Source organism: Psychrobacter sp. van23A, from assembly GCF_030845275.1.
Classification (GTDB): Bacteria; Pseudomonadota; Gammaproteobacteria; order Pseudomonadales; family Moraxellaceae; genus Psychrobacter; species Psychrobacter faecalis.
This window is the reverse complement of record NZ_CP132595.1, coordinates 1722221-1743002: the sequence shown is the minus strand read 5'-3', so window position 1 is coordinate 1743002 and position 20782 is coordinate 1722221. Positions and strand designations below refer to the sequence as shown.

Here is a 20782-nt window from a genome sequence, read left to right as displayed (position 1 = left end):
AACAGTAGGGATTCATCAACAGTAAATGCCTTATCACATCCAAGGATAAATCATGCAGTCATCACAGTCGACAGAGTCAAATTTATCACCGCTAGTGCCGGCCTATGACAGTATTTTAGAGCTAATGCCTTATCAGACGGGCAAGCCGGTTGAAGAGTTGACACGCGAGTACGGTGTCTCAGATGTGGTCAAGCTTGCTAGTAATGAAAATCCACTGGGCTGCTCACCGCATGTCACGCTTGCGATTACCGAGCAACTGGGTCAGCTGGCACGTTATCCTGATGGCAATGGTTATTATCTCAAACAAGCACTTGCTGACTTTAACGATGTTGGTGTCGACCAGATTACTTTAGGTAATGGCTCTGATGATTTGCTTGATATCTTAGCGCGTAGTTTTGCTGGCGTCGATGATGCGATTATTTATAGTCAGTATGCTTTTATCGTTTATCCGATGCTGGCCAAAATGCAAGGCGCAAAAGGCGTGGAAGTGCCAGCCAATCGTTTTGGTCATGATTTAAAGGCGATGAGTCAGGCGGTAGCGGACAATCCTAATAGCAAAATGGTCTTTATCGCCAATCCTAATAACCCAACGGGTACGCAGCTTACGCAGCAAGAGTTACGTGCATTTGTGGCTAGTGTGCCAAGCTCAGTGTTGGTGGTACTAGATGAAGCCTATATCGAATATAGTCCTGAGAGTAATAATAGAGCGCTGCTCGATGAATTTGAGAATGTGGTTATTGTACGTACTTTTTCAAAAGCCTATGGGCTAGCAGGTTTGCGTGTTGGTTATGCGCTAAGCTCAGTCGCTGTCGCCGATTTACTCAATCGCATTCGTCAGCCCTTTAACGTTAGTAGAGTCGCTTTAGCTGCTGCCAATGCTGCGCTTGCAGACCAAGACTTTATTGAAAAAACAAGACTTAATAACCAAGAGCAAATGCGCTGGTTAGAAAAGCAGTTTGATGCCTTGGGGCTAGGGTTTATTAAGTCGCATGCCAACTTTATCATGGTTGAAATAGAAGTTGAGATGGAAGACATAAACGCGGCTGCCATTTATCAAGCATTGCTAGAGCAAGGCGTGATAGTGCGTCCATTAGCAGGTTATGGTTTGCTCAATTGGCTGCGTATTACGGTAGGGGTTGCAGAAGATAATATGCGCCTGATTGATACCTTGCGCTCAATACTGACTGAAGATTAATAAAAAAGTAGTTATCCGTATTTTAATCAAAAAATAAATCAATTTTACGACGCCAATATCAGCATGCTTTATGCCTACTGATGCTGGTTTGTTGAAAGAGAAACGCCGTGAGTCGCCAGCAAAACAACCTTAGCAATCAAAATATAAGTAATCGAAACTTAAGCAATCAACCCATAACCAACCAAAACAATCATATGCAATCGTCTATACATACTCAGCCGCCATTATTTGAGCAAGTCTGTGTTATCGGTCTCGGGCTGATTGGCGCGAGTCTTGCCCAAGCCATCAAAGACCTTGGTTTAAGTGCGCGCTTGGTGGCGGTTGATCGACATGCACCAAGCATCGATGAAGCCATGCAACATGGTTTGCTAGATGCGGGTAGTGCCGTCTTAAGTGAAGTGGTATCGGGCAGCGACTTAATTGTCATCGCCGTGCCAGTGCAAGCGGTAAAGGCTGTGTTTGTCGATATCAAAACCGCGATGGATCATGGACAGCTTGCTGCTGATTGCCTCATTACTGATGTCTGTAGTACCAAGGTTAATATCATTGAGGCGGCAAAAGCGGTCTTTAGCTCGCTACCAACGGGGTTTGTCCCTGCGCATCCGATTGCTGGAGCGGAAAATTCAGGCTATCATGCCAGGCGCGCCACTCTATTTGTCAATCATAGCGTGATTATCTGTGAGCTGCCAACGACCAATGATAACGCTGTTGCTAAGCTTCGTCAGTTATGGGAAGCAGTTGGTGCGACGGTCATGCCGATGGCGGCTGAACGTCATGACGCAATATTGGCACATACCAGTCATCTGCCGCATTTGCTGGCGTTTAATTTGGTTGAACAGCTGGCAAGTCATGATGACAATTTAGATATGTTTCGCTATGCCGCAGGCGGTTTTCGCGACTTTAGCCGTATTGCCGCCAGCGACCCTAAAATGTGGCATGATATATTTTTTGCCAACCAAAGCGCGATTATAAGCGCTCTTGACGAGTATGGCGTTTATCTACAGAATATGCGCCAGCTTATCATTGATAAAGATTCGACCGCCCTCATGGGGCTTTTGGGCCGCGCGCAAGCCGCACGGCGACATTTTGGCCATATGTTAGCCAGCACCCCTTATACGGATACTTCTGCCATGTCAGCTTCTTATAATATTACTCCTAGCAACACCGTCTCTGGCACCATTACTATTCCTGGTGATAAATCTATCTCGCATCGCAGTATCATGCTTGGTAGCCTTGCCACAGGTGTCACCAACGTCACAGGGTTTTTGGAAGGAGAGGATGCGCTGGCTACCTTGCAAGCATTTCGTGATATGGGCGTGAGTATTGAAGGCCCTGATAAAGGTAAATTAACCATTCATGGCGTCGGTATGAACGGTCTAAAACCAAGCAAAACGCCCTTATATATGGGCAACTCAGGCACCAGTATGCGCCTGCTTGCCGGTATATTAGCAGCGCAGTCATTTGATAGTGTATTGACAGGCGATACCAGTCTAAATAAGCGTCCGATGGAACGTGTGGCCGCACCATTACGTGAAATGGGAGCCGTCATTCAAAGTACCGGTCATAATGGTACCGCACCGCTTAGCATTACGGGTCGAGCGAATGTTGGTGAGCCGCTCCAAGGTATGGAATATGATATGCCAGTTGCCTCTGCACAGGTTAAGTCTTGCTTATTATTGGCGGGACTTTGGGCAGAAGGTACCACGACCGTTATTCAACCTGAAGTTAGCCGCGATCATACCGAACGTATGCTCTCAGCCTTTGGTTATCCTGTGATGGTTGATGGCAATCGTGTCAGCGTCAAAGGTGGCGGTACGCTTACAGGCGGCGATATCGCCGTTCCTGCTGATATCTCATCAGCGGCTTTCTTTATGGTAGCCGCAGCTATCAGTCAGGGCAGCGAGCTGACCCTAACGCAAGTGGGTATTAATCCGACGCGTACGGGTATCATTGATATTTTAAAATTGATGAATGCTGATATTAGCCTAAGCAATGAAACCCATGTCGGCGGCGAGCCAGTGGCGGACATTACTATTCGCAGCTCAAGCCTAAAAGGTATCGAGATTCCAGAATATTTAGTACCTTTAGCGATTGATGAGTTTCCCGTATTATTTATCGCTGCTAGCTGTGCCCAAGGTCGTACGGTGTTAACCGGTGCAAAAGAGTTGCGTGTGAAAGAGTCAGATCGTATCGCCGTGATGGCAGACGGTCTACAAACACTAGGCATTGATTGTACGGTGACTGAAGATGGCCTGATTATTGAAGGTAAAGGCATCGAAGGTAAGGGCAGTAACGTTAATGAAGTGAATAACAGCCAGCCTGTCTTTGGCGGCGGACATATTACCTCGCATCATGACCATCGTATTGCCATGAGTTTTGCGGTTGCCAGCTTACGTGCAGCGAAGCAGATTACCATTGAAGGCGTTGAAACCGTCAATACCAGTTTCCCAGGATTTGCTGAGCTTGCCAATCAAATTGGTATGTCTATCAAGGTCGATAATGGCGCGGCTTAATATTGAAGTTGTTAATTACCTGACAAAATATTATTAACTTCTAAAATTTAAAGCTTTATCTTCTGAATCTGTTAAAGTCCAAAAGCTAAATTTTAAACTTGTTATAAAATTTATTTAATAATAGTTGTTGTCGTGAGCAATGTGTTGATACTTAGTTGGTATCAACGCATTGCTTTTTACTTTCTACCCTCTACGTAGTAACCCTGCGCTCTTACTTTTATCATTTGATAATGGTTTAAAAATAGGTAAGGGCGCGCTTTGCTCTAAAAAGTTGTATCGTCTTATGGCCACTCAAAATGTTGTCAAAAAACCCGTTGCTCCTATTCAAACCACCAGACGCGGTATTGCCACCGCGCTAACAGCGTTCTTTATTTGGGGTGCATTTCCGTTATACTTTAAGCAGCTCGCTGCTTATGATGCGACCGAGATTATCGGCCATCGCATTATATGGACCTTTGCCTGCTTGCTTATCGTATTGGTGCTGACCAAGCGCTGGCAATGGATTGATACGCTAAAGCAAAACCCGAGATGGATAGCATTTTCTTTTATATCGGGTTTGATTATTGCCACCAACTGGCTTACTTATGTATGGGCGGTCAACCACGACCGCATTCTTGAGGCCAGTTTGGGTTATTTTATCGGACCATTGGTCGGCGTGGCGCTCTCGATGATTTTGTTTAAAGAGCGTTTGCGCCCCTTGCAATGGGTAGCTATTGGTTTTGCGCTATTGTCCGTGCTGATTCAAGTCGTTATGATTGGTAGCCTGCCATGGATATCGCTGATTTTAGCCTTTAGTTTTAGTACTTACGGCACCATCCAGCGCCAAACACCGCTCACGGCGGTCGATGCCATGTTTGTAGAAACCACCATGTTAGTACCGATCTGTTTATGGTGGTTTTGGCAAGCTGACGTGGTGAGTAGTCAGTTAAGTTTTTGGTTTACCTCAAACATTTGGCTGCTGATGCTGGCAGGTCCGATTACGCTGATACCATTATTGTTGTTTAATAAATCGACTAAGATGGTTGCTTTTAGTATTCTAAGTTTTATGAATTATCTGACCCCGACCTTTATTTTCTTCTTGGCGGTATTCTATTATAACGAGCCTTTTGATTTACATCGTCTGGCGGTATTTGGTTTGATTTGGCTTGGGTTATTATTATTCAGTATTGACCTATGGCGCCATCGTCCGAGTAAAGCGTTAAAAGCTGCGCGCCTGCGCGACGAGGCGTTATCGTAAAATTGTTTTAAAATAAAAGTATAATAAATAAGGATAAGCGCATGTTTCATACCGAATCTGATGTGGTATTTGTCAAAGGCTTAACAGTAGAGGCGGTGATTGGTGTCTATGCCTGGGAGCGCGCTATTACGCAGCCACTCCTGATTGACATAGCGCTTGAGACGGATATTAGTAAAGCGGCTGTGTCAGACGATGTTAATGATGCGCTCAATTACAAAGCGGTCTGCGATGATGTGAGCGCATGGTGCCAAGCCATTCAAGCGCAGCTGCTTGAGCATTTGGCTGGTCAAATCGCTGATAAGCTACTGGCAAAATATAACTGTCATAAAACAACGCTCAGCGTTGCCAAGCCAACTGCTATTCAACAAGCGGATGCGGTTGGGGTGCAGATCACCCGTTATGCCAAAGGCTCAATAGCCGAATCCAATGTAAACCAAGATAGTTAATCTGATGACACATAGAGCATTGGCTGATTTGAATCTTGAAGACTTAAAACAGTGCGCGCCTGAACAGCTGCAAACGCATTCTGTATCGGCAGTGCTGCTCGCCCTCGGTAGTAATTATCAAGCTGAGAAATACTTACCACGCGCTCGAGAACAGCTTGCGGCTTTAGGTGAAATACAGCTATCAACGGCATTTCAAAATCCTGATTTTACCGCGACACCTGAGCTACCAAAACCTGACTATACCAATCAGTGTGTTTATTTAACCCTTACATCTGCGACCCTGCAGCAGTTGCAGCAGACTTTTAAAAAAATTGAGAGTGATTGCGGTAGACAGCGTTGCTCTGAATCAATAAAAAACCCTATAAAAAAAGTCGCTATGGATATTGATATTTTACTAATAAAATTAGACGATAGAGAAAATAGCCTAAGCAATTATTTGGCGCCTAAAAAAATAGTCAAAAATTCAGAGCAATGGATAATCATGGCAGATCGTTATCCATTTAAGGCCCATGAAAGGGCAGGGGTTGAAGAGTTGATTTTGAGTGGGCTTTAAAGAAGTTAAATGCAGTGGCTGAGCTGTTATTAAGAATAAGTCAAAGCTATTAAATCCTTAGTATTTTCCTTCAAGTATCTCAAAATGAAAGCCGGGTACTACCCAGCTTTTATCTAATTCATATGGTTTAGCGCAAAAATCCTTACTGCGCCGTCAAACCACCATCAATAATAAATTCTGAACCTGTTGAGTAGCTCGATTCATCTGATGCTAAAAATAGCACCATACCGCTGACTTCTTCGGGCTGAGCCACACGTCTCATCGGAATGGTTTTGGCAAAAGCTTCAACTGCATCTTTGGTATCGCCTTGCATAATCATCGGGGTAGCGATGACGCCTGGGTGAATGGAGTTCACACGTATGCCATAAGGGGCGCACTCTAATGCCGCCGCTTTAGTCATACCGCGTACCGCAAATTTAGAATCGGTATAACCGATAGCGCCGCCAACCAAACCGTTAATCGATGATATATTGATGATAGAGCCTTGCTTAGCGGCTTTCATCGTTGGAATAACCGCTTTCATGCCTAAAAAGACCGATACTTGGTTAATCTCTAAAATCTTGCGATAGTCTTCCAAAGAAGTATCCAAGATAGATTTGTGCGTGGTAATACCCGCGTTATTTACTAAGACATCGATTTGACCAAATTTTACCTGTGTTTCTTTAACGACTTGTTCCCAATCATCTTCATTGGTGACATCATGTTTGATAAATAGCGCATCAGCGCCAAGTTCGGCGGCCAAGGCGTCGCCTTTATCAGAATTGATGTCGGTCAAGACGACTTTAGCACCCTCCGCCATACATAAACGCGCATGAGTTTCACCCATGCCTTGAGCTGCGCCCGTGATAATGATAACTTTGTCTTGTAAACGCGCCATGATAGTGCCTTTTTTTAATTATGAATAATAAAAGAGTATAAGACAAAATGACTAAATATTCATTAACAGTTATATAGTCTTGACTGCATATTTTATCTTTTAAACAATGTTTTTAAAGCATAGCTTTAAATCATGATAGTGAGAAAACGATGTACAACGATATATTGGATTTTTGTTTTAATGAGGCAGGTAGTGAGAAGTTTTTTGAAAAAGACTTAGCGTTTGATAAGTTATTAATAGAGCGCTACAGCGATATACTTGAGCAAGCAGCGGCGGCAGAGTTTTATACGTGGCGTAGCAGCATACAAGGGCGCTTAGCAGAAATTATTATATTAGACCAGTTCTCGCGCAATATTTACCGTAATACGCCAGCGGCTTTTGCCCAAGATGCGATGTGCCTTGTACTTGCGCAAGAGGCGGTGGCTGCCGGAGCATTAGAGGCGTTTGAAACGATTGATGAACGTAAGTTTGTATTGATGCCTTATATGCACAGTGAATCAAAACTGATTCATCAGCAAGCAGAAAGGTTATTTAAACAATATACCAATGCAGACAGCATAGATGCTGAGCTCAAACACAAAGTAATTATCGATCGATTTGGCCGTTATCCGCATCGTAATGACATTTTAGGACGGGTGTCGAGTAGCGAGGAAATAGAGTTTTTGACCCAGCCTGACTCGTCATTTTTTATAAATGTTGTCTGTTAACTATAGTGAGTGAAAAGTAATATAGAGACATCACGCACTGCTGATATCAATTTTTCTTGCTTGCTGTGCCTGCGCAGACAGAGGCTACAAAAAATTGATATCAGCAATACCGTTGCGTTTTTAGAATATTTTGACGATAGTTAGTCGTTAAAGCGCTATTTGTCTATTGGTTAAAATAAAAAGAGACCAATTGAATTGGCCTCTTTTTATTTAATCTCCAAGCTAGCGAGCAATTTACTTCTGCTCAGTGCCAGCTGCATCCATATCAGCACGACCGATGACATCTAAGTCTTCTAAGCACAGTTTATCGTATTCTTTTTTGCAAAAGTTTGGGTCTATCTTGCACATGGCCGCTTGTAGTTGATCGAGTCGATTTTCCGACTGCTGGATATGTTCGAGCATTTTAGCAAAGGCTTCAGCCACTGGGTCTTGTGAAGAAGGGTCAATCCCATAAGCCTGAAACGCCGTCGCTCGTGCAGTGTTAGAAGTAGGGTCTGTTTCTTGCTGGTCAGCAGTTGCACCTGCTTGCGCGGCTTTTTCTTGTTGTTTGGCGTCCTGTACTTTGGTTGTAATAGGATTGCCTTTTTCGTCATGATGGTCTGAAATCATACGAGCGGCGCTACCAACCATCGTTGCACCTGCGGGTACGGGTTTGACCACCACCGCATTTGAGCCAATTTTAGCGCCTTTACCAACCGTAAATGGTCCTAATACTTTGGCACCAGCACCGACAATGACTCCGTCCTCTAAAGTAGGATGACGTTTGCCATTATTCCATGAAACGCCGCCAAGGGTGACGCCGTGATAAAGGGTAACGTCGTTGCCAATCTCAGCCGTTTCACCAATCACTACGCCGACGCCATGGTCAATAAAAAAACGCTTGCCGATTTTAGCGGCAGGATGAATCTCAATGCCAGTGATGATACGCGAGCCATAAGAAACGGCGCGCGCCGCCAGTTTTTGCTCATTTTGCCAAAGACAATGCGCGCCGCGATGTAAAATCAGGGCGTGAATGCCAGGGTAGGTCAAGATGACTTCTAGGCTATTACGCGCAGCAGGGTCGCGATTGAATACCGCTTCGACATCTTCTTGTAGGTCTTTTTTGATACGGGCAAGCGATTTGAACAAGGAGGTTGGCAATGACATAAAGCGTCCTATCGATTGTCAGAAAAATACTGTCAGGAAAATAGTGTCAGAAAAATCACAATGACATCTTTTAAAGTTATAACAGCTTTGAGTTGTAAAATACAGTGTTGTCTTATCTGTGTGGCTCAGGCTTCTATCTGTTCAAAGACAAGTCCCGCAAATAAATGCTAAATGGCGCTAAAAACGTAATGATAAAACCATTTTTCTAATGTTTGCTAAGCTTAGCAATCAGTGCGCTTAATAGCTGATACTCTTTTTGATCCAGCTGCACGCGTGAGCCAAGTCGCGACAGTCGCGCTGGCAAGGATTTTAAATGTTCACTGTCTGCTAAGCCGCGTTGAACCATCAAGTTGGTGGTACGCTGAACGAGCTGTTGTAGTTGCTGCTGGGTGATGGCCGGCTCATCCCATTGTTGACGTAAATGCACGTCTAATATGGGCTGAACTGGGTTTACATCGTCTAAGCTTTCATCAGGGTTTTGAGCATGGGTTTGCGCATAAGCAAAGATAAAGCTGGCAATGACCTGTACGGCAGAGGCAACATTGAGCACCGGATAAGCGGGATTGGCATCGATTTGAATATGATAATCGGCGTACGCCAGCTCTTCGTTGGTCAAACCGCGGTCTTCACGACCAAATAAGATAGCGATGTTGGGCTTGCTAATAGCTTGCGGGCTTTCACTATTATTTGCTAAATTAAGCGCAGTTTGCTTATCGATAAAGTCAAACATGATGTTGGCCGCTTGCGTCGGTGTGACCACAGGACGCGGCATGTGACGGCTACGGCTGCTGGCCGCAAATACCAGCTGGCAATCCGCTATCGCCGATTCTAACGTCGGCGTTATGGTGGCTGACATTAATAATTCACTACCGCCTGCCGCGTGCGAAACACTGATTTCATCAATGGGCAGCTTGGGGTCAACAACGGTCAGACGCGATAGACCCATGGTGTGCATGGCGCGCGCCGCTGAGCCAATATTGGCAGGTAAAGTGGTATTGACCATGACAATTTGTAAGGAAGACAGATAATCGCTTACCGTAAGACTGCCGGTTGAGAGCGCTAATTTTTTCGATGGCATCAAAGTTGAGGCAGAGTCGTTACGCATTATAGCCCCAGTCTTTGTTTGATTTCTTGTTCAACCCGTTGCAATGCTACGGCGACGTCTTCAACTAAACCAGCTTGGTCACCAATAAGGCGCTCACGGCACGCTTCTTGTAATTGGCTACTAAGGCGAGTTAACTGAGTCGCACCCAAATTGGCACTGGCACCTTTTAGCGCATGCGCAAGCTCATAGCCGTTGGCATTATCCTTTTCTTGTTGTGCGCGTCTTAGTTTGACAATGCGCTCGTGACTGTCGGTAAAAAACACTTGTATCAAATCAACAAAGTCCTCTTCTAACAACTCACGCATGTCATCAAATTGCTCGTCATTGATAATCTCATCATCGTTTTGCGTATTTGTATTGTTAGGATGTTCAGTCATAATCATGTGTCCAATATTTTAAAAGTTAAAGGCTCAGCTTAGCTACTATAAAGGTGTTAGCTATAATGAAAATGTAAATTGTCTTCATTAACCATGCTCTTTAATTGCTGCAAATTGTCATCGTTAGGGTAGATGCGCCAATGCTCAGATAGCCCGACATTGGCAATACCGTATTCTTCATAAATGCTCAGCCCAAGCGGCAAGCAGTTATCATTAATAGAATCATCGGTGTTGCTAAGGGCATTATTAGCATAGCCGCCGTTTTGCAGCGCATCTTGATGCATGTCATTTTCTAGCGCCAATAAATCATTGCCGTTTTCATCGTATAAGCTGCCGCCCATCGCTGGATCGTAAGCGCCGTTTGCACCGCCGTTATTACCTTTCTCGTCCTGCTCATCGTGATAAGACAAGCGCGGCGCTGGTATGATGTCTGCTTGAGCGGATTTTAGCAAAGGCTGCATACGTGTGAGCAGATTAATATCGCTACCGTGGACTTTGATGCTAATTTTTTTCATCCAACGCAGGCGTGCATCAACCATACTCATGGCATTATCAAGACGGGCAAAAATGCGCCCGTCACGCTCACGGATACTGCCTTTAATGACGACGACTTCATCAATCTTCAACTGCTCTTTTACACGGTTAAAGCGCTCGGCATAACAGCTGACTTCTAGACGTGAGGTGCCATCGTCTAAAGTGATGACGTTACGCGTACCGAAATTGGCAATATCGATAATCAAACCCGCAAAGTAGCAGCTACCGTTATAACCCGTGTCTGCCAGCTTATCGAGGCGAGCGCCGGAGGTATAACGTTTAAGCTCATCGCGATATTCATCGATAGGATGTCCAGTTAAGTATAAACCTAAGGTATTTTTTTCCGCTTTTAGACGATGTTTATCACCCCAAATCAGCTCTGGTGTCATGATCAGTGGTGGCGCTGCGACCACGCCATCCATTTCACCGAACAAGTCCATCATGCCAAGCTCATTGTTTTGGCGGTCTTGTTCCGCAGCTTGTACGGCGCTTGGCAGTTGACTCATCAGCGCCCCGCGAATCTCGTATGCTTCGTCGCTTGGCAAGTCTGGTCGTAAAGTCGCGGCAAAATCATCAAAACAGCCCGCACTGACTAAGGCTTCCAATGTACGTTTATTGACTTTTTTAATATCAACGCGGCGGCAAAAGTCGTATAAATCTTTAAACGGTCCTTCACGTCGGCGCGCCTCAACGATAGACTCAACCGCACCTTCACCAACACCTTTAATCGCACCCAAGCCATAAATAATATTGGTCGGCGTATCGGCGACAAAATGCCACTCACTACGGTTTACCGATGGATTAACGACGGTTAAACCGAAGTTTTCGCGGCAATCATTGATAAAGAACACCACGTTATCAGTGTTGTTCATATCAGAGGTGAGTACCGCCGCCATAAATTCGGCAGGGTAGTACTGCTTTAAATAAGCCGTCTGATAAGCAAGGACGCCATAAGCAGCAGAATGCGAGCGGTTAAAACCGTAGCCAGCAAACTTTTCCATCAAGTCAAAGACGCCGCCCGATGTCGTTTCATCGATGCCTTGCGCGGTCGCACCCGTGACAAAAATATCGCGCTGTTTGGCCATTTCCTCAGGTTTTTTCTTACCCATGGCGCGGCGTAGCATATCAGCGCCGCCCAAGCTGTAGCCTGCCATGACCTGCGAGATTTGCATCACCTGTTCTTGATAGACAATAACGCCGTTGGTATTTTCTAAAATTGGCTCAAGGTTAGGATGGTCATAAATGACTTCCTCGCGGCCATGCTTACGGTCGATATACATCTCAACCATGCCTGCATCGAGTGGTCCCGGACGATAGAGCGCACACATGGCAATGACGTCTTCGATATTGGTTGGTTGTAATTTGGATAGATATTTTTTCATACCCATACTTTCTAACTGAAAGACAGCCGTGGTTTTGGCTTCTTGCAGCAGCTTATAGGCTTTTTTGTCGTCTAAAGGCAAGTCCTCTAACACCAAGGCATCTTTGCCCTCGCGGGCGCGGCGCAGATTGATGTTTTCTACTGCGGCGTTAATCACCGTTAAGTTACGTAAACCCAAAAAGTCAAACTTGACCAGCCCAACGGCTTCGACGTCGTCTTTATCAAACTGACTGACGCGGTGACCTTCGTCATCACAGTAAATCGCGCTAAAGTCAGTAATTTTATGGGGAGCGATGAGGACGCCACCCGCATGCTTACCAACGTTTCGACAGACGCCTTCGAGTTTAATCGCCATTTCCCAAATCTCAATGGCATCTTCATAGTCCATATTATCGGGGTTGGAGATTAAGTCTTTTAGCTGCGGCTCTTGTTCAAGTGCTTGGCTAAGCGTAATTCCTGGGGTTTTTGGAATCAATTTGGAGATTTTATTGGCCAAAAAGTATGATTTGCTTTGTACCCGCGCCACGTCTCGTACCACCGCTTTTGCTGCCATGGTACCAAAGGTAATAATTTGCGACACCGCTTCACGGCCATAGGTTTGTGCCACATAATCAATCACGCGGTCACGACCTTCAATACAAAAGTCAATATCGAAGTCAGGCATAGAAACACGTTCAGGATTTAAGAAGCGCTCAAATAACAAGTCGTAATGAATGGGGTCGAGGTCAGTAATATTGAGCGCATAAGCGACCAAAGAGCCAGCACCAGAACCACGACCGGGTCCAACCGGTACGCCGTTGGCTTTTGCCCAGCGGATAAAGTCCATGACGATTAAGAAGTAACCTGGGAAGCCCATCGATAAGATAACTTCAAGCTCATATTCTAAGCGCTCATCGTACTTTTGGCGAAATTCACTCCAATTGTCAGTACGTGCTTCAATCGGAAAGAGCTTATCCAATCGATGATTAAGACCGCGTATTGATTCTGCGCGGAAAAACGATTCAATCGTTTCACCTTCGGGCACGGGAAATTCAGGTAGGACATTAATGCCAAGGGTCAAGGTCACATTACAGCGCGTGGCTAAACGTAAGGTATTATCAATGACCTGCGGAATATCAGCAAACAGCGCCGTCATTTCCTGCTGGGTTTTTAAATACTGCTCATCTGAATACAGCCGTGGACGATTGGGGTCGGCAAGGACATACGAGCCTGCGATACAAACGCGCGCTTCGTGAGCGTCAAAATCATCTTGCTCTAAAAAGCGCACATCGTTGTGAGCAATAATAGGAATACGATGCTTGGCACCGGCATGAATAGCCGCTTTTATAAAAGCGTCTTCGCCCGAGCGATTGGTGCGCTTGATAGCGAAATATAAGCGATCACCAAACTGTGCTTGCCATTCTGTCAGCAGCTCGTCAGCTTTTTCTGGCATAGAACTCACCAATGCCTGACCGACATCGGATTTTTCGGTAAATAAAACGATGACACCAGCGGCGTGCTCTAAAACATGGCGACGCTCAACGACTGGCACCCCATGATTGGCAGCATCGGCGCGCCCCTCGGTAAAGCCAAGCGAGACGATACGGGTGATATTTTGATAACCCTCATTGTCCATCGCCAGTAGCACCAAGCGCGTGTCCTCATTATCCATAATGATTTCACTGCCGATAATGGGCTTGATACCCGCGCCTAAGCAGGCACGATAAAATTTCACCGTCGCATAAAGGTTGGATAAATCAGTCAATGCCAGCGCACTCTGATTGTCCGCCGCTGCCGCTTTAATCAGCGGCTTGATACGCACGATAGAATCGGTAATGGAATATTCGCTGTGGATACCAAGGTGTACAAATGCCATAGAAGACTCTTACTGGTGCAATCAAAAGGGAATAAGCTGTATGATAATAAATTTTTTATTATCAATACCTTATGGTTTTTTAAGAAGTGATAGGACGCGAAAATTGATATTTTGAGCTTTTAAAGCTGGTCGTCAATAATAGCATTATTTGGCGCAGACAGCCACCGATTCAAACGTATAAGAGAGAGGGCGAGGGTAGAAAAAGCAAGTTTAATCAGGATTAAACAGTTTTAATGAGTTTAGCCAAAAATGCCCTCTATAGGGTTAAGAATAAAGAATAGAGGGCAAGATAAAGGCTAGAGAAGGGCATTATTTGCAATCGTTTTTAAAAGATTAACTTTTAAAACAAACTATCAAATTTTAATAACCCACTACCGCGGCATCGACGATACGTGGGTCAGAAGAACCATAAACGCCATTTGGGGTAAGCATAATCGACTGGGTTGAACCCATCGCTGCTTGCGGGCTAACCTTATGCCCCATTGATTCTAGTTTTTTAACCGTATCAACATTTAAGGCTTTTTCGATACGAATTTCATCGGGCAGCCATTGGTCGTGGATACGCGGCGCGTGTGTGGCTTCAGCGATATTCATATCGTGGTCAATGACATTAGAGATGACTTGCGTGACGGTAGTAATAATGCGGCTACCACCAGGGCTACCGGTAACGATATAAGGTTTGCTGTCTTTGAATACCAGCGTCGGGCTCATCGAAGACAACGGGCGTTTATTGGCCTCGACCGCATTAGCGTCGCCGCCGATTAAACCATAACCATTGGGCACGCCGGGTTTGGCAGAAAAATCATCCATCTCATTGTTTAACAAAATCCCTGTACCTTCAGCGACGAGTCCCGTGCCATAAGAGAAATTCAGCGTATAAGTATTGGCTACGGCATTGCCGTCTTTATCAACGATAGAAAAATGCGTGGTTTGATCGCTCTCGTATGGTAATGGATTATTCGCTTTAATCGTTGCTGCGGGTGTGGCTTTATTAGGATTAATTAAGCTACGTAATTTATCGGCATAAGCTTGTGAGGTTAAGCCGCTGGCAGGTACGTCAATAAAATCAGAATCTCCTAAATATTCTGCGCGATCGGCATACGCTAATTGCATGGCCTCGCTCATCAAGTGAATGGTTTGCGCGCTGTTTTGACCGTAGTCTTTTAGTGGATAGCCTTCTAAGATATTTAAAATCTGCACGATATGGATACCACCAGAGGACGGCGGCGGCATGGAGACAATCTTATAACCACGATAATCGCCTTTAACGGGCACGCGAGCAATCGCCTTGTAATTGGCTAAGTCTTGCAAGCTCATATTGCCACCTGCTTCATTGACGGCTTTGACCAATTTACGCGCGGTTTCCCCTTTATAAAAACCATCAGACCCTTTTGCGGCAATCAGTTTCAGAGATTTTGCCAGCTCAGGTTGACGTAGTAGCTCACCGGGTTGATAGACGCTGCCGTCTGGTTTAAAAAATATCTTTTTGGTACTTGGCCATTTTTGTAAACGGTCACTCAACGCTTCTAATGATTCGGACAAGCCAGCGGTGACTTCAATACCGTTTTCTGCCAGTGCAATCGCTGGTGCCATGACTTGCCCGCGGCTCATGGTGCCGTGATCTTCCAATGCTTTAAGCAAGCCTGCTACGGTGCCCGGCACGCCAACCGCTAAGCCATGATAGCGGGATAAATCACTGACCGCATTGCCGTCTTTATCGAGATACATATCACGCGAGGCGCTACTCGGCGCTTTTTCGCGATAGTCGAGTGCAACCGTTTTGCCTTGCTTGGCATCATAGACCATCATAAAACCGCCACCGCCGATGTTGCCCGCACGTGGCAACGTAACCGCTAAGGCAAAGCCAACGGCGACAGCAGCATCAACAGCATTACCGCCATCTTTTAAAATCTTTAAGCCGATATCAGAGGCAAGCGCTTCTTGGGTGGCGACCATGCCGCTCTTTGCCCAAACAGGGTGATGAATGGCGTCAGCTGAGTAGATAGCTTGGTCGGTTTTGGCTGTCTTGCCACTAACGACGGCTGTGCCTGTGGCGGTAGTGGGCGCTAGGGCAGAGGATTGCGATTTTGTAACGCGCTGAGTTTCGGACAATACAGTCGGATTATCAGCCATAATCGCTAAATTAATTGCACTGGTGTTAATCGAGGTTGGGTTAATAGTGGTTTTTGCGGTTGTAGGTTTGGTTTCTGCGGCGTGAGCAGAGACAGAAATTAATAGAGTGCTGCTTATCGATAAGATAGCAGTTTTGATTTTTGTTTTATAACGAGAAGTATCACCGTGAACGTTTTGATGGATTTTTGAGAGTGATTGGCGCATCGTAAATTCCTTTTTACGTAGATAAGAAGATAAGGTCTTATTGTGCTTGCTATTCATGAAATACACAAATAGCTTCAACTAAAAATAATGCAAATATTCATCATTGTATGACAACGAAAATTTGTTATGAGCTTTACTTTAGCAAAATCTCTAGAGGTTATTATGAATAAACCAATCGTCAAATTTTAGATTGTACCAAAGGCTTAGACATTATTAATGAAAACTATAAAGCGCATATTTGCTTGTGGTAAAGACCCTTGTATACAGAAAGAGCATATTTGATGGTGATTTTTTAATTTTTGCAATAACAACAATGCATTAGCTTTTAGAGAATTGAGAGCGCTTCAATATTTATCTAATCAGCTTATCATTTTTGCTGAAAATAATTCCTTTGCGTTACTAATCTGTAATATATTGTGTTATAAATAGCAGCCTTAATACTGCCTTCACAATTGTTTATCAGCTTGGATAAAGGGATTTTTATGTCACCGCTTAGCTCTTCTAAACGCACCTTGCCGCCTCATTTTCAAAGCTTGGTAGCTCAATCATTCACAAATTATAAAAAGTCTTCTACTAAGTTTGCTGTCTGTGTGCTTTATACGCTTACTGCTGCAAGTGCCACCGTGACGTTAATGGGTTGTCAAACGACGACAGGCTTATCATCACAGTCCAATTTATCCATGACAGGCATAGATTTTAGTATTGCTGATACTCAGCAAAACCAAACTCAGGGCAAAATGTTTAATAGCAAATTGGATAAGAATGCTGAACGTTATCAGCGTTTATTTGACCAAACTAAAAGCCCAAACCCAGAAGTGCAAGCTAAGGCACGTCTACTGAGCGCTATTCGTCAGCATTTAGCGACGGAGCACGTGTCAGTATCGCAGGCTAATTATCATTCAACTCCCTATATTAAAGCCGATAGTATTGACGCTGGCTCAAGCAGTTTTTTTAGAACATTGCTCGAGCTGTATCTTTATAACAGTGCTACTGATGAAGATATTAATGAGTATGAAAATCTAGCAGAAGCAGATGAGGCGGCGGTCGAAGAAGACATTGACGGCTATAATGATATTGAGGATAACGATCAGGTTTATAGTGGCGATTCTGCCTTTGAAGCGGTGGCTGCCGCCGTCGCTGCGCGCACTGCCGAAGAAGAGCGTCATTACGATGAGTATAGCTATGATCAAAATGGCTATGATGAGGAAGGTTATGATCAAAACGGCTACGACGAATATGGCTATGATAGTGAAGGTTATGATGAATATGGTCACGATAAGTATGGTTACGATACAGAGGGCTATGACGAGAATAGCTACAATGAATACGGCAATCAGAGAGATGATAGTCCATACGAAAGCGACGCTGGTGGTTTGTTATCTAATTTAAGTCGCGTCAAATCAAAAGATTGGTTACGTAACTATGAAGACATGCAAGCCAGTAAAACGGCAAAGGGTATTCAAGATGAAAACGCTGTTCGTGCTTATCCGGGGTTAATGACCAATCTTATCAATATGTTTATCCGTACCCCTGAACAAGTTCAGGCAATGAATGCCTACCATTATCAATACCTGACTCTCAATAGCGTCAGTCATTATAAGCCCAAACAAAAGCAGCTACAGAGTGTCTACAGCTACGACTATGTTGCGCCGACCATCCATTCATCGATTCAACTACCGCTTGCTCTTGATTTTAACAAAGGGGCAGCGACGATCGATCCATCGGCATTGATGCCTATCTTGGCGCTAGCCAATCCTGAGCATACGCCGTTACCCGAGCAAATGACTACCCATACGGTGAATTTTGGTTTACCTGAAGCGGTTACTTCTATTGCTCAAATACCGCCAAGCGTTATTTATGATGCGGTCATTAACGCCGTACAAAACAGTATGGCGGAATTAGAGCCAGAATATTTCAGTGCTGTAGATATACGGGATGATGAGTTTGCTAAAGAGGTAGGCGCTGATAGGGCGGTTAAAGTCTATTTTGGCAGTCGTCAAAGCGGCGAGATGATAGGCAAAATATTTAAAAACATCTCACGCTCGCTGCAAAAGCATATTGACCAAAACCCACAAAACTATCCTGATGATCATGTGTTGAAAGCTGCGATTGCTAAGATGGAATTATATGACAAAGGCTATCAAAGTGCAGATGTTGGCGGATTGCTACAGCTGATAGAAGCGGTGAGTCCTATTTCTTTTAATCATATTAATTACTATTATTTAGATGGCTCAGACCATTTATTGGCAAAACAGCAACGAACCAATATCGGCAGTGACTTTTTTGGTTCACAAAACACGGTCTTGAATCAGACGCGCTATGATAATGCCAGCTTTAATAAACACCCATTAGCGACATTGTTGGCACAGTCTTTTGGCGCAGAGGCACCGGTCGCTATCGATGGCAATGCTTGGCTTGCAGCACAGCGTCAGCAAAAAGAGAGGTTAGAGAAAGCACGTTATGCGCGTTATGATTATGTGGAAGCAACTGAGGCAGGAGTAACTGAGGAAAGTGTGGATTATGCTGATGATGATGCCACAGACACAGCAGAAGACACCTTGTTTTAAGCCCCTCGTTTGATGATAGGCGCTGATACGCTGATATATTTTCAGTATCCATCATCGTCGCCCAACGCTTAGCAACATATAACGGTTAGCAAAATATAACGCCTTTCAAGGATAGAGAAAATGAAAAAATTAAATGTGGCCTTATCCATTAATACAGCAAAGCAGATAAATCCCTTGTGCTCTAAATCAATGATGACGATAAGCTCTTTATTTTCTAGTGCATTGGTTTCTAGTACATTAGTTGCCAGTACATTATTGATAACGGCTTGCCAGTCTACCAATGTATCTAACAATCTTGGTCAATCAAAAAATTTACAGGCAGATAATGCGCCAAGCGTTGCAAAAAACGCATTGGCCAGCGCATTACAACAGCAGCGCCGCCAGTCTTTTGCTTATCATAGTAATATTGAGATTAGTAATGAGCATCAATTTACAGCTATCGATAGCACAAAACTGGTGGCATCAGACGATGTTGATAGCTATTGCGAAGATAATCACGATCAAGCTTATGCAGCCTTATTAACAAAGGCAGAAGCACAGAAAAAAGAGGTTGCGTCGATCGATTACGCGCCCCAGCGTGAGGCACTTAAGCAATCGTACCTAGCCTGCTCAGCAGCCTATGAAGCATGGGCTGAGGTCCACTATGATAGTACGGCTTATAGCGTTGAGGAAGCAGCGGAGGACGTGGTAGACGCGGCGGCCGAGGTCGCGGTGTCAGCATCATCTGCTATAGATTCTGCTAGCGCCGCTACCATCTCACCTTATTACCAAAAGCTATTTAATGAATATGACAGCAAAAAATCTACACTAGATATCAAAAAATCGCAATTACTGGATGCTTATCTGCTAAAGCCATTATCTATGAATGCGCAGGGTGTTTATCAGCCGCTGGCAGGCAAGTTTACCATGCTGGGTAGTGCGCAGTATTCGGCGCGTAACCATCATAGTAGTATCAATCAACCTATTTATATCGATTTTAAAACTGGTAGCCTCTATCTGTGGGCGGACAATTTTGCTTTGCTGACATCAAAGCTGGCCGATGATAAGTTGGGCACCAAATGGCAAAATAAATGGCTAAAAATAGCCCTTGATGATGGTACGTTACCGAAAGATTTTGGTCGTGCCGTAATAAAAAGCCACATTCAAGCAGAAGACAGCATCTATGCCAAAGCTGATGTGAGCCAGTTTGATTTTATTGCCCCAAATATTTTGACGTCGCTATCACCCAAATTACCTGAAAAGCAGCTAGCACCCATGCTCAATAGTGCCAAAATCATTCGCCGTGTCCAAAGTAGTGCGAGCGATGAACAGGCATATAAAGACTATATGGGCACCTTCTATAAACTTATCACTCAGCAATATCCTGAGCTGATAACCCAAAATGTTTCTGATACGCAAGATGACCTTTATCCTACGGACAGTAAAATCACCAGTAAATCGATGGTCAAACAAGTTTTAGTAAAAATGAAAGATTTTGCTGATGATAAAATGCTGAGAACACAAGAAACAGGTTTACTCGAAACACACTCACCGACTTTATCTGCAGCTGCAAATCTGCCTGTGCAAAAATTATACGGTTTTAGTAAAGGCGGTCGATTGCAATGGCAGCACAGTCGCCATTACCTATCAACCGATGCCAGTGATGAAACAAGTGGTGAGTCAAATGGTGAGTTGAGTATGGAAACCACAAAAAAGAGCAGTCTCATTGTCGATGCCCTTACGCAATATATGCCTATCCGTGCTCAAGATAAGGCGTTTCCCAACTTACCGAGTAATAGTCAGATACCAACCGCCAATAACAGCATTGATTTAAAAGAATATAGCGCTGAGCTTGGCGAGTATTATCGTCAAGGTAATGGTACCGCAATGGGCAAAATGCTCTTTAATATGCTACCAATGTATCAACAGCGTTTTGGTTCGGTAGAATAAGTGTCGGGCGCTAAATTTTAGGT

General features: G+C 44.5%; 14 protein-coding genes. 8 read left to right on the top strand and 6 right to left on the bottom strand.

Annotation, left to right across the window (positions count from 1 at the left end; translation table 11 throughout):
* Nucleotides 1-52 precede the first annotated feature (52 nt).
* The 5 genes from hisC to RAH45_RS07425 all read left to right on the top strand — a co-directional run bounded on the left by hisC (nucleotide 53) and on the right by RAH45_RS07425 (nucleotide 5944).
* A complete protein-coding gene (hisC, locus tag RAH45_RS07445) occupies nucleotides 53-1195 on the top strand; it encodes a histidinol-phosphate transaminase (RefSeq protein WP_068406909.1) in 1143 nt (380 codons plus the stop codon).
* Nucleotides 1196-1389: 194 nt separating this feature from the next.
* Complete coding sequence (locus RAH45_RS07440; RefSeq protein ID WP_068406907.1) at nucleotides 1390-3708, top strand: bifunctional prephenate dehydrogenase/3-phosphoshikimate 1-carboxyvinyltransferase; 2319 nt, start codon at nucleotides 1390-1392, stop codon at nucleotides 3706-3708.
* A gap of 283 nt (nucleotides 3709-3991) precedes the next feature.
* On the top strand, nucleotides 3992-4945 hold the full coding sequence (gene rarD / locus RAH45_RS07435) for an EamA family transporter RarD (RefSeq protein ID WP_068406937.1): 954 nt from the start codon (nucleotides 3992-3994) through the stop codon (nucleotides 4943-4945).
* A gap of 41 nt (nucleotides 4946-4986) precedes the next feature.
* Nucleotides 4987-5391, top strand: a complete 405-nt coding sequence (folB, locus tag RAH45_RS07430) for a dihydroneopterin aldolase (RefSeq protein WP_306495095.1) — start codon at nucleotides 4987-4989, stop codon at nucleotides 5389-5391.
* Nucleotides 5392-5395: 4 nt separating this feature from the next.
* Nucleotides 5396-5944, top strand: coding sequence for a 2-amino-4-hydroxy-6-hydroxymethyldihydropteridine diphosphokinase (locus RAH45_RS07425; RefSeq protein ID WP_306495094.1), 549 nt, complete (start codon nucleotides 5396-5398; stop codon nucleotides 5942-5944).
* A gap of 142 nt (nucleotides 5945-6086) precedes the next feature.
* Here RAH45_RS07425 and RAH45_RS07420 read toward each other — a convergent pair whose 3' ends face one another.
* Nucleotides 6087-6821 (bottom strand): glucose 1-dehydrogenase, encoded by a 735-nt coding sequence (locus RAH45_RS07420; RefSeq protein ID WP_102076770.1) that lies wholly within the window; start codon nucleotides 6819-6821, stop codon nucleotides 6087-6089.
* A gap of 149 nt (nucleotides 6822-6970) precedes the next feature.
* Between RAH45_RS07420 and RAH45_RS07415 the strand changes: the two genes are divergently transcribed.
* Nucleotides 6971-7528: a DUF924 family protein gene (locus RAH45_RS07415; protein WP_306495093.1), complete on the top strand. Its 558-nt coding sequence runs from the start codon at nucleotides 6971-6973 to the stop codon at nucleotides 7526-7528.
* A 234-nt stretch (nucleotides 7529-7762) separates the two neighbouring features.
* On the opposite strand, the gene cysE is transcribed toward RAH45_RS07415, so the two are convergent.
* From cysE to ggt, 5 genes are all read right to left on the bottom strand, one after another.
* Complete coding sequence (gene cysE / locus RAH45_RS07410; RefSeq protein WP_238060413.1) at nucleotides 7763-8635, bottom strand: serine O-acetyltransferase; 873 nt, start codon at nucleotides 8633-8635, stop codon at nucleotides 7763-7765.
* Between the two features lie 244 nt (nucleotides 8636-8879).
* Nucleotides 8880-9752 carry an RNA methyltransferase gene (locus RAH45_RS07405; protein ID WP_068406936.1) on the bottom strand — a complete coding sequence of 291 codons (873 nt, stop codon included), beginning with the start codon at nucleotides 9750-9752 and terminating at the stop codon, nucleotides 8880-8882.
* Between the two features lie 26 nt (nucleotides 9753-9778).
* Nucleotides 9779-10156: an Hpt domain-containing protein gene (locus RAH45_RS07400; protein ID WP_225211687.1), complete on the bottom strand. Its 378-nt coding sequence runs from the start codon at nucleotides 10154-10156 to the stop codon at nucleotides 9779-9781.
* Nucleotides 10157-10212: 56 nt separating this feature from the next.
* Nucleotides 10213-13926 carry a DNA polymerase III subunit alpha gene (dnaE, locus tag RAH45_RS07395; RefSeq protein ID WP_191691928.1) on the bottom strand — a complete coding sequence of 1238 codons (3714 nt, stop codon included), beginning with the start codon at nucleotides 13924-13926 and terminating at the stop codon, nucleotides 10213-10215.
* 360 nt (nucleotides 13927-14286) lie between these two features.
* Nucleotides 14287-16263, bottom strand: a complete 1977-nt coding sequence (gene ggt / locus RAH45_RS07390; protein WP_193030291.1) for a gamma-glutamyltransferase — start codon at nucleotides 16261-16263, stop codon at nucleotides 14287-14289.
* 482 nt (nucleotides 16264-16745) lie between these two features.
* On the opposite strand from ggt, the gene RAH45_RS07385 reads away from it, so the two are divergent.
* Nucleotides 16746-18830, top strand: coding sequence for a hypothetical protein (locus RAH45_RS07385; protein ID WP_306495092.1), 2085 nt, complete (start codon nucleotides 16746-16748; stop codon nucleotides 18828-18830).
* Nucleotides 18831-18950: 120 nt separating this feature from the next.
* Nucleotides 18951-20759 (top strand): hypothetical protein, encoded by a 1809-nt coding sequence (locus RAH45_RS07380; RefSeq protein WP_305935900.1) that lies wholly within the window; start codon nucleotides 18951-18953, stop codon nucleotides 20757-20759.
* Nucleotides 20760-20782: the final 23 nt, after the last annotated feature.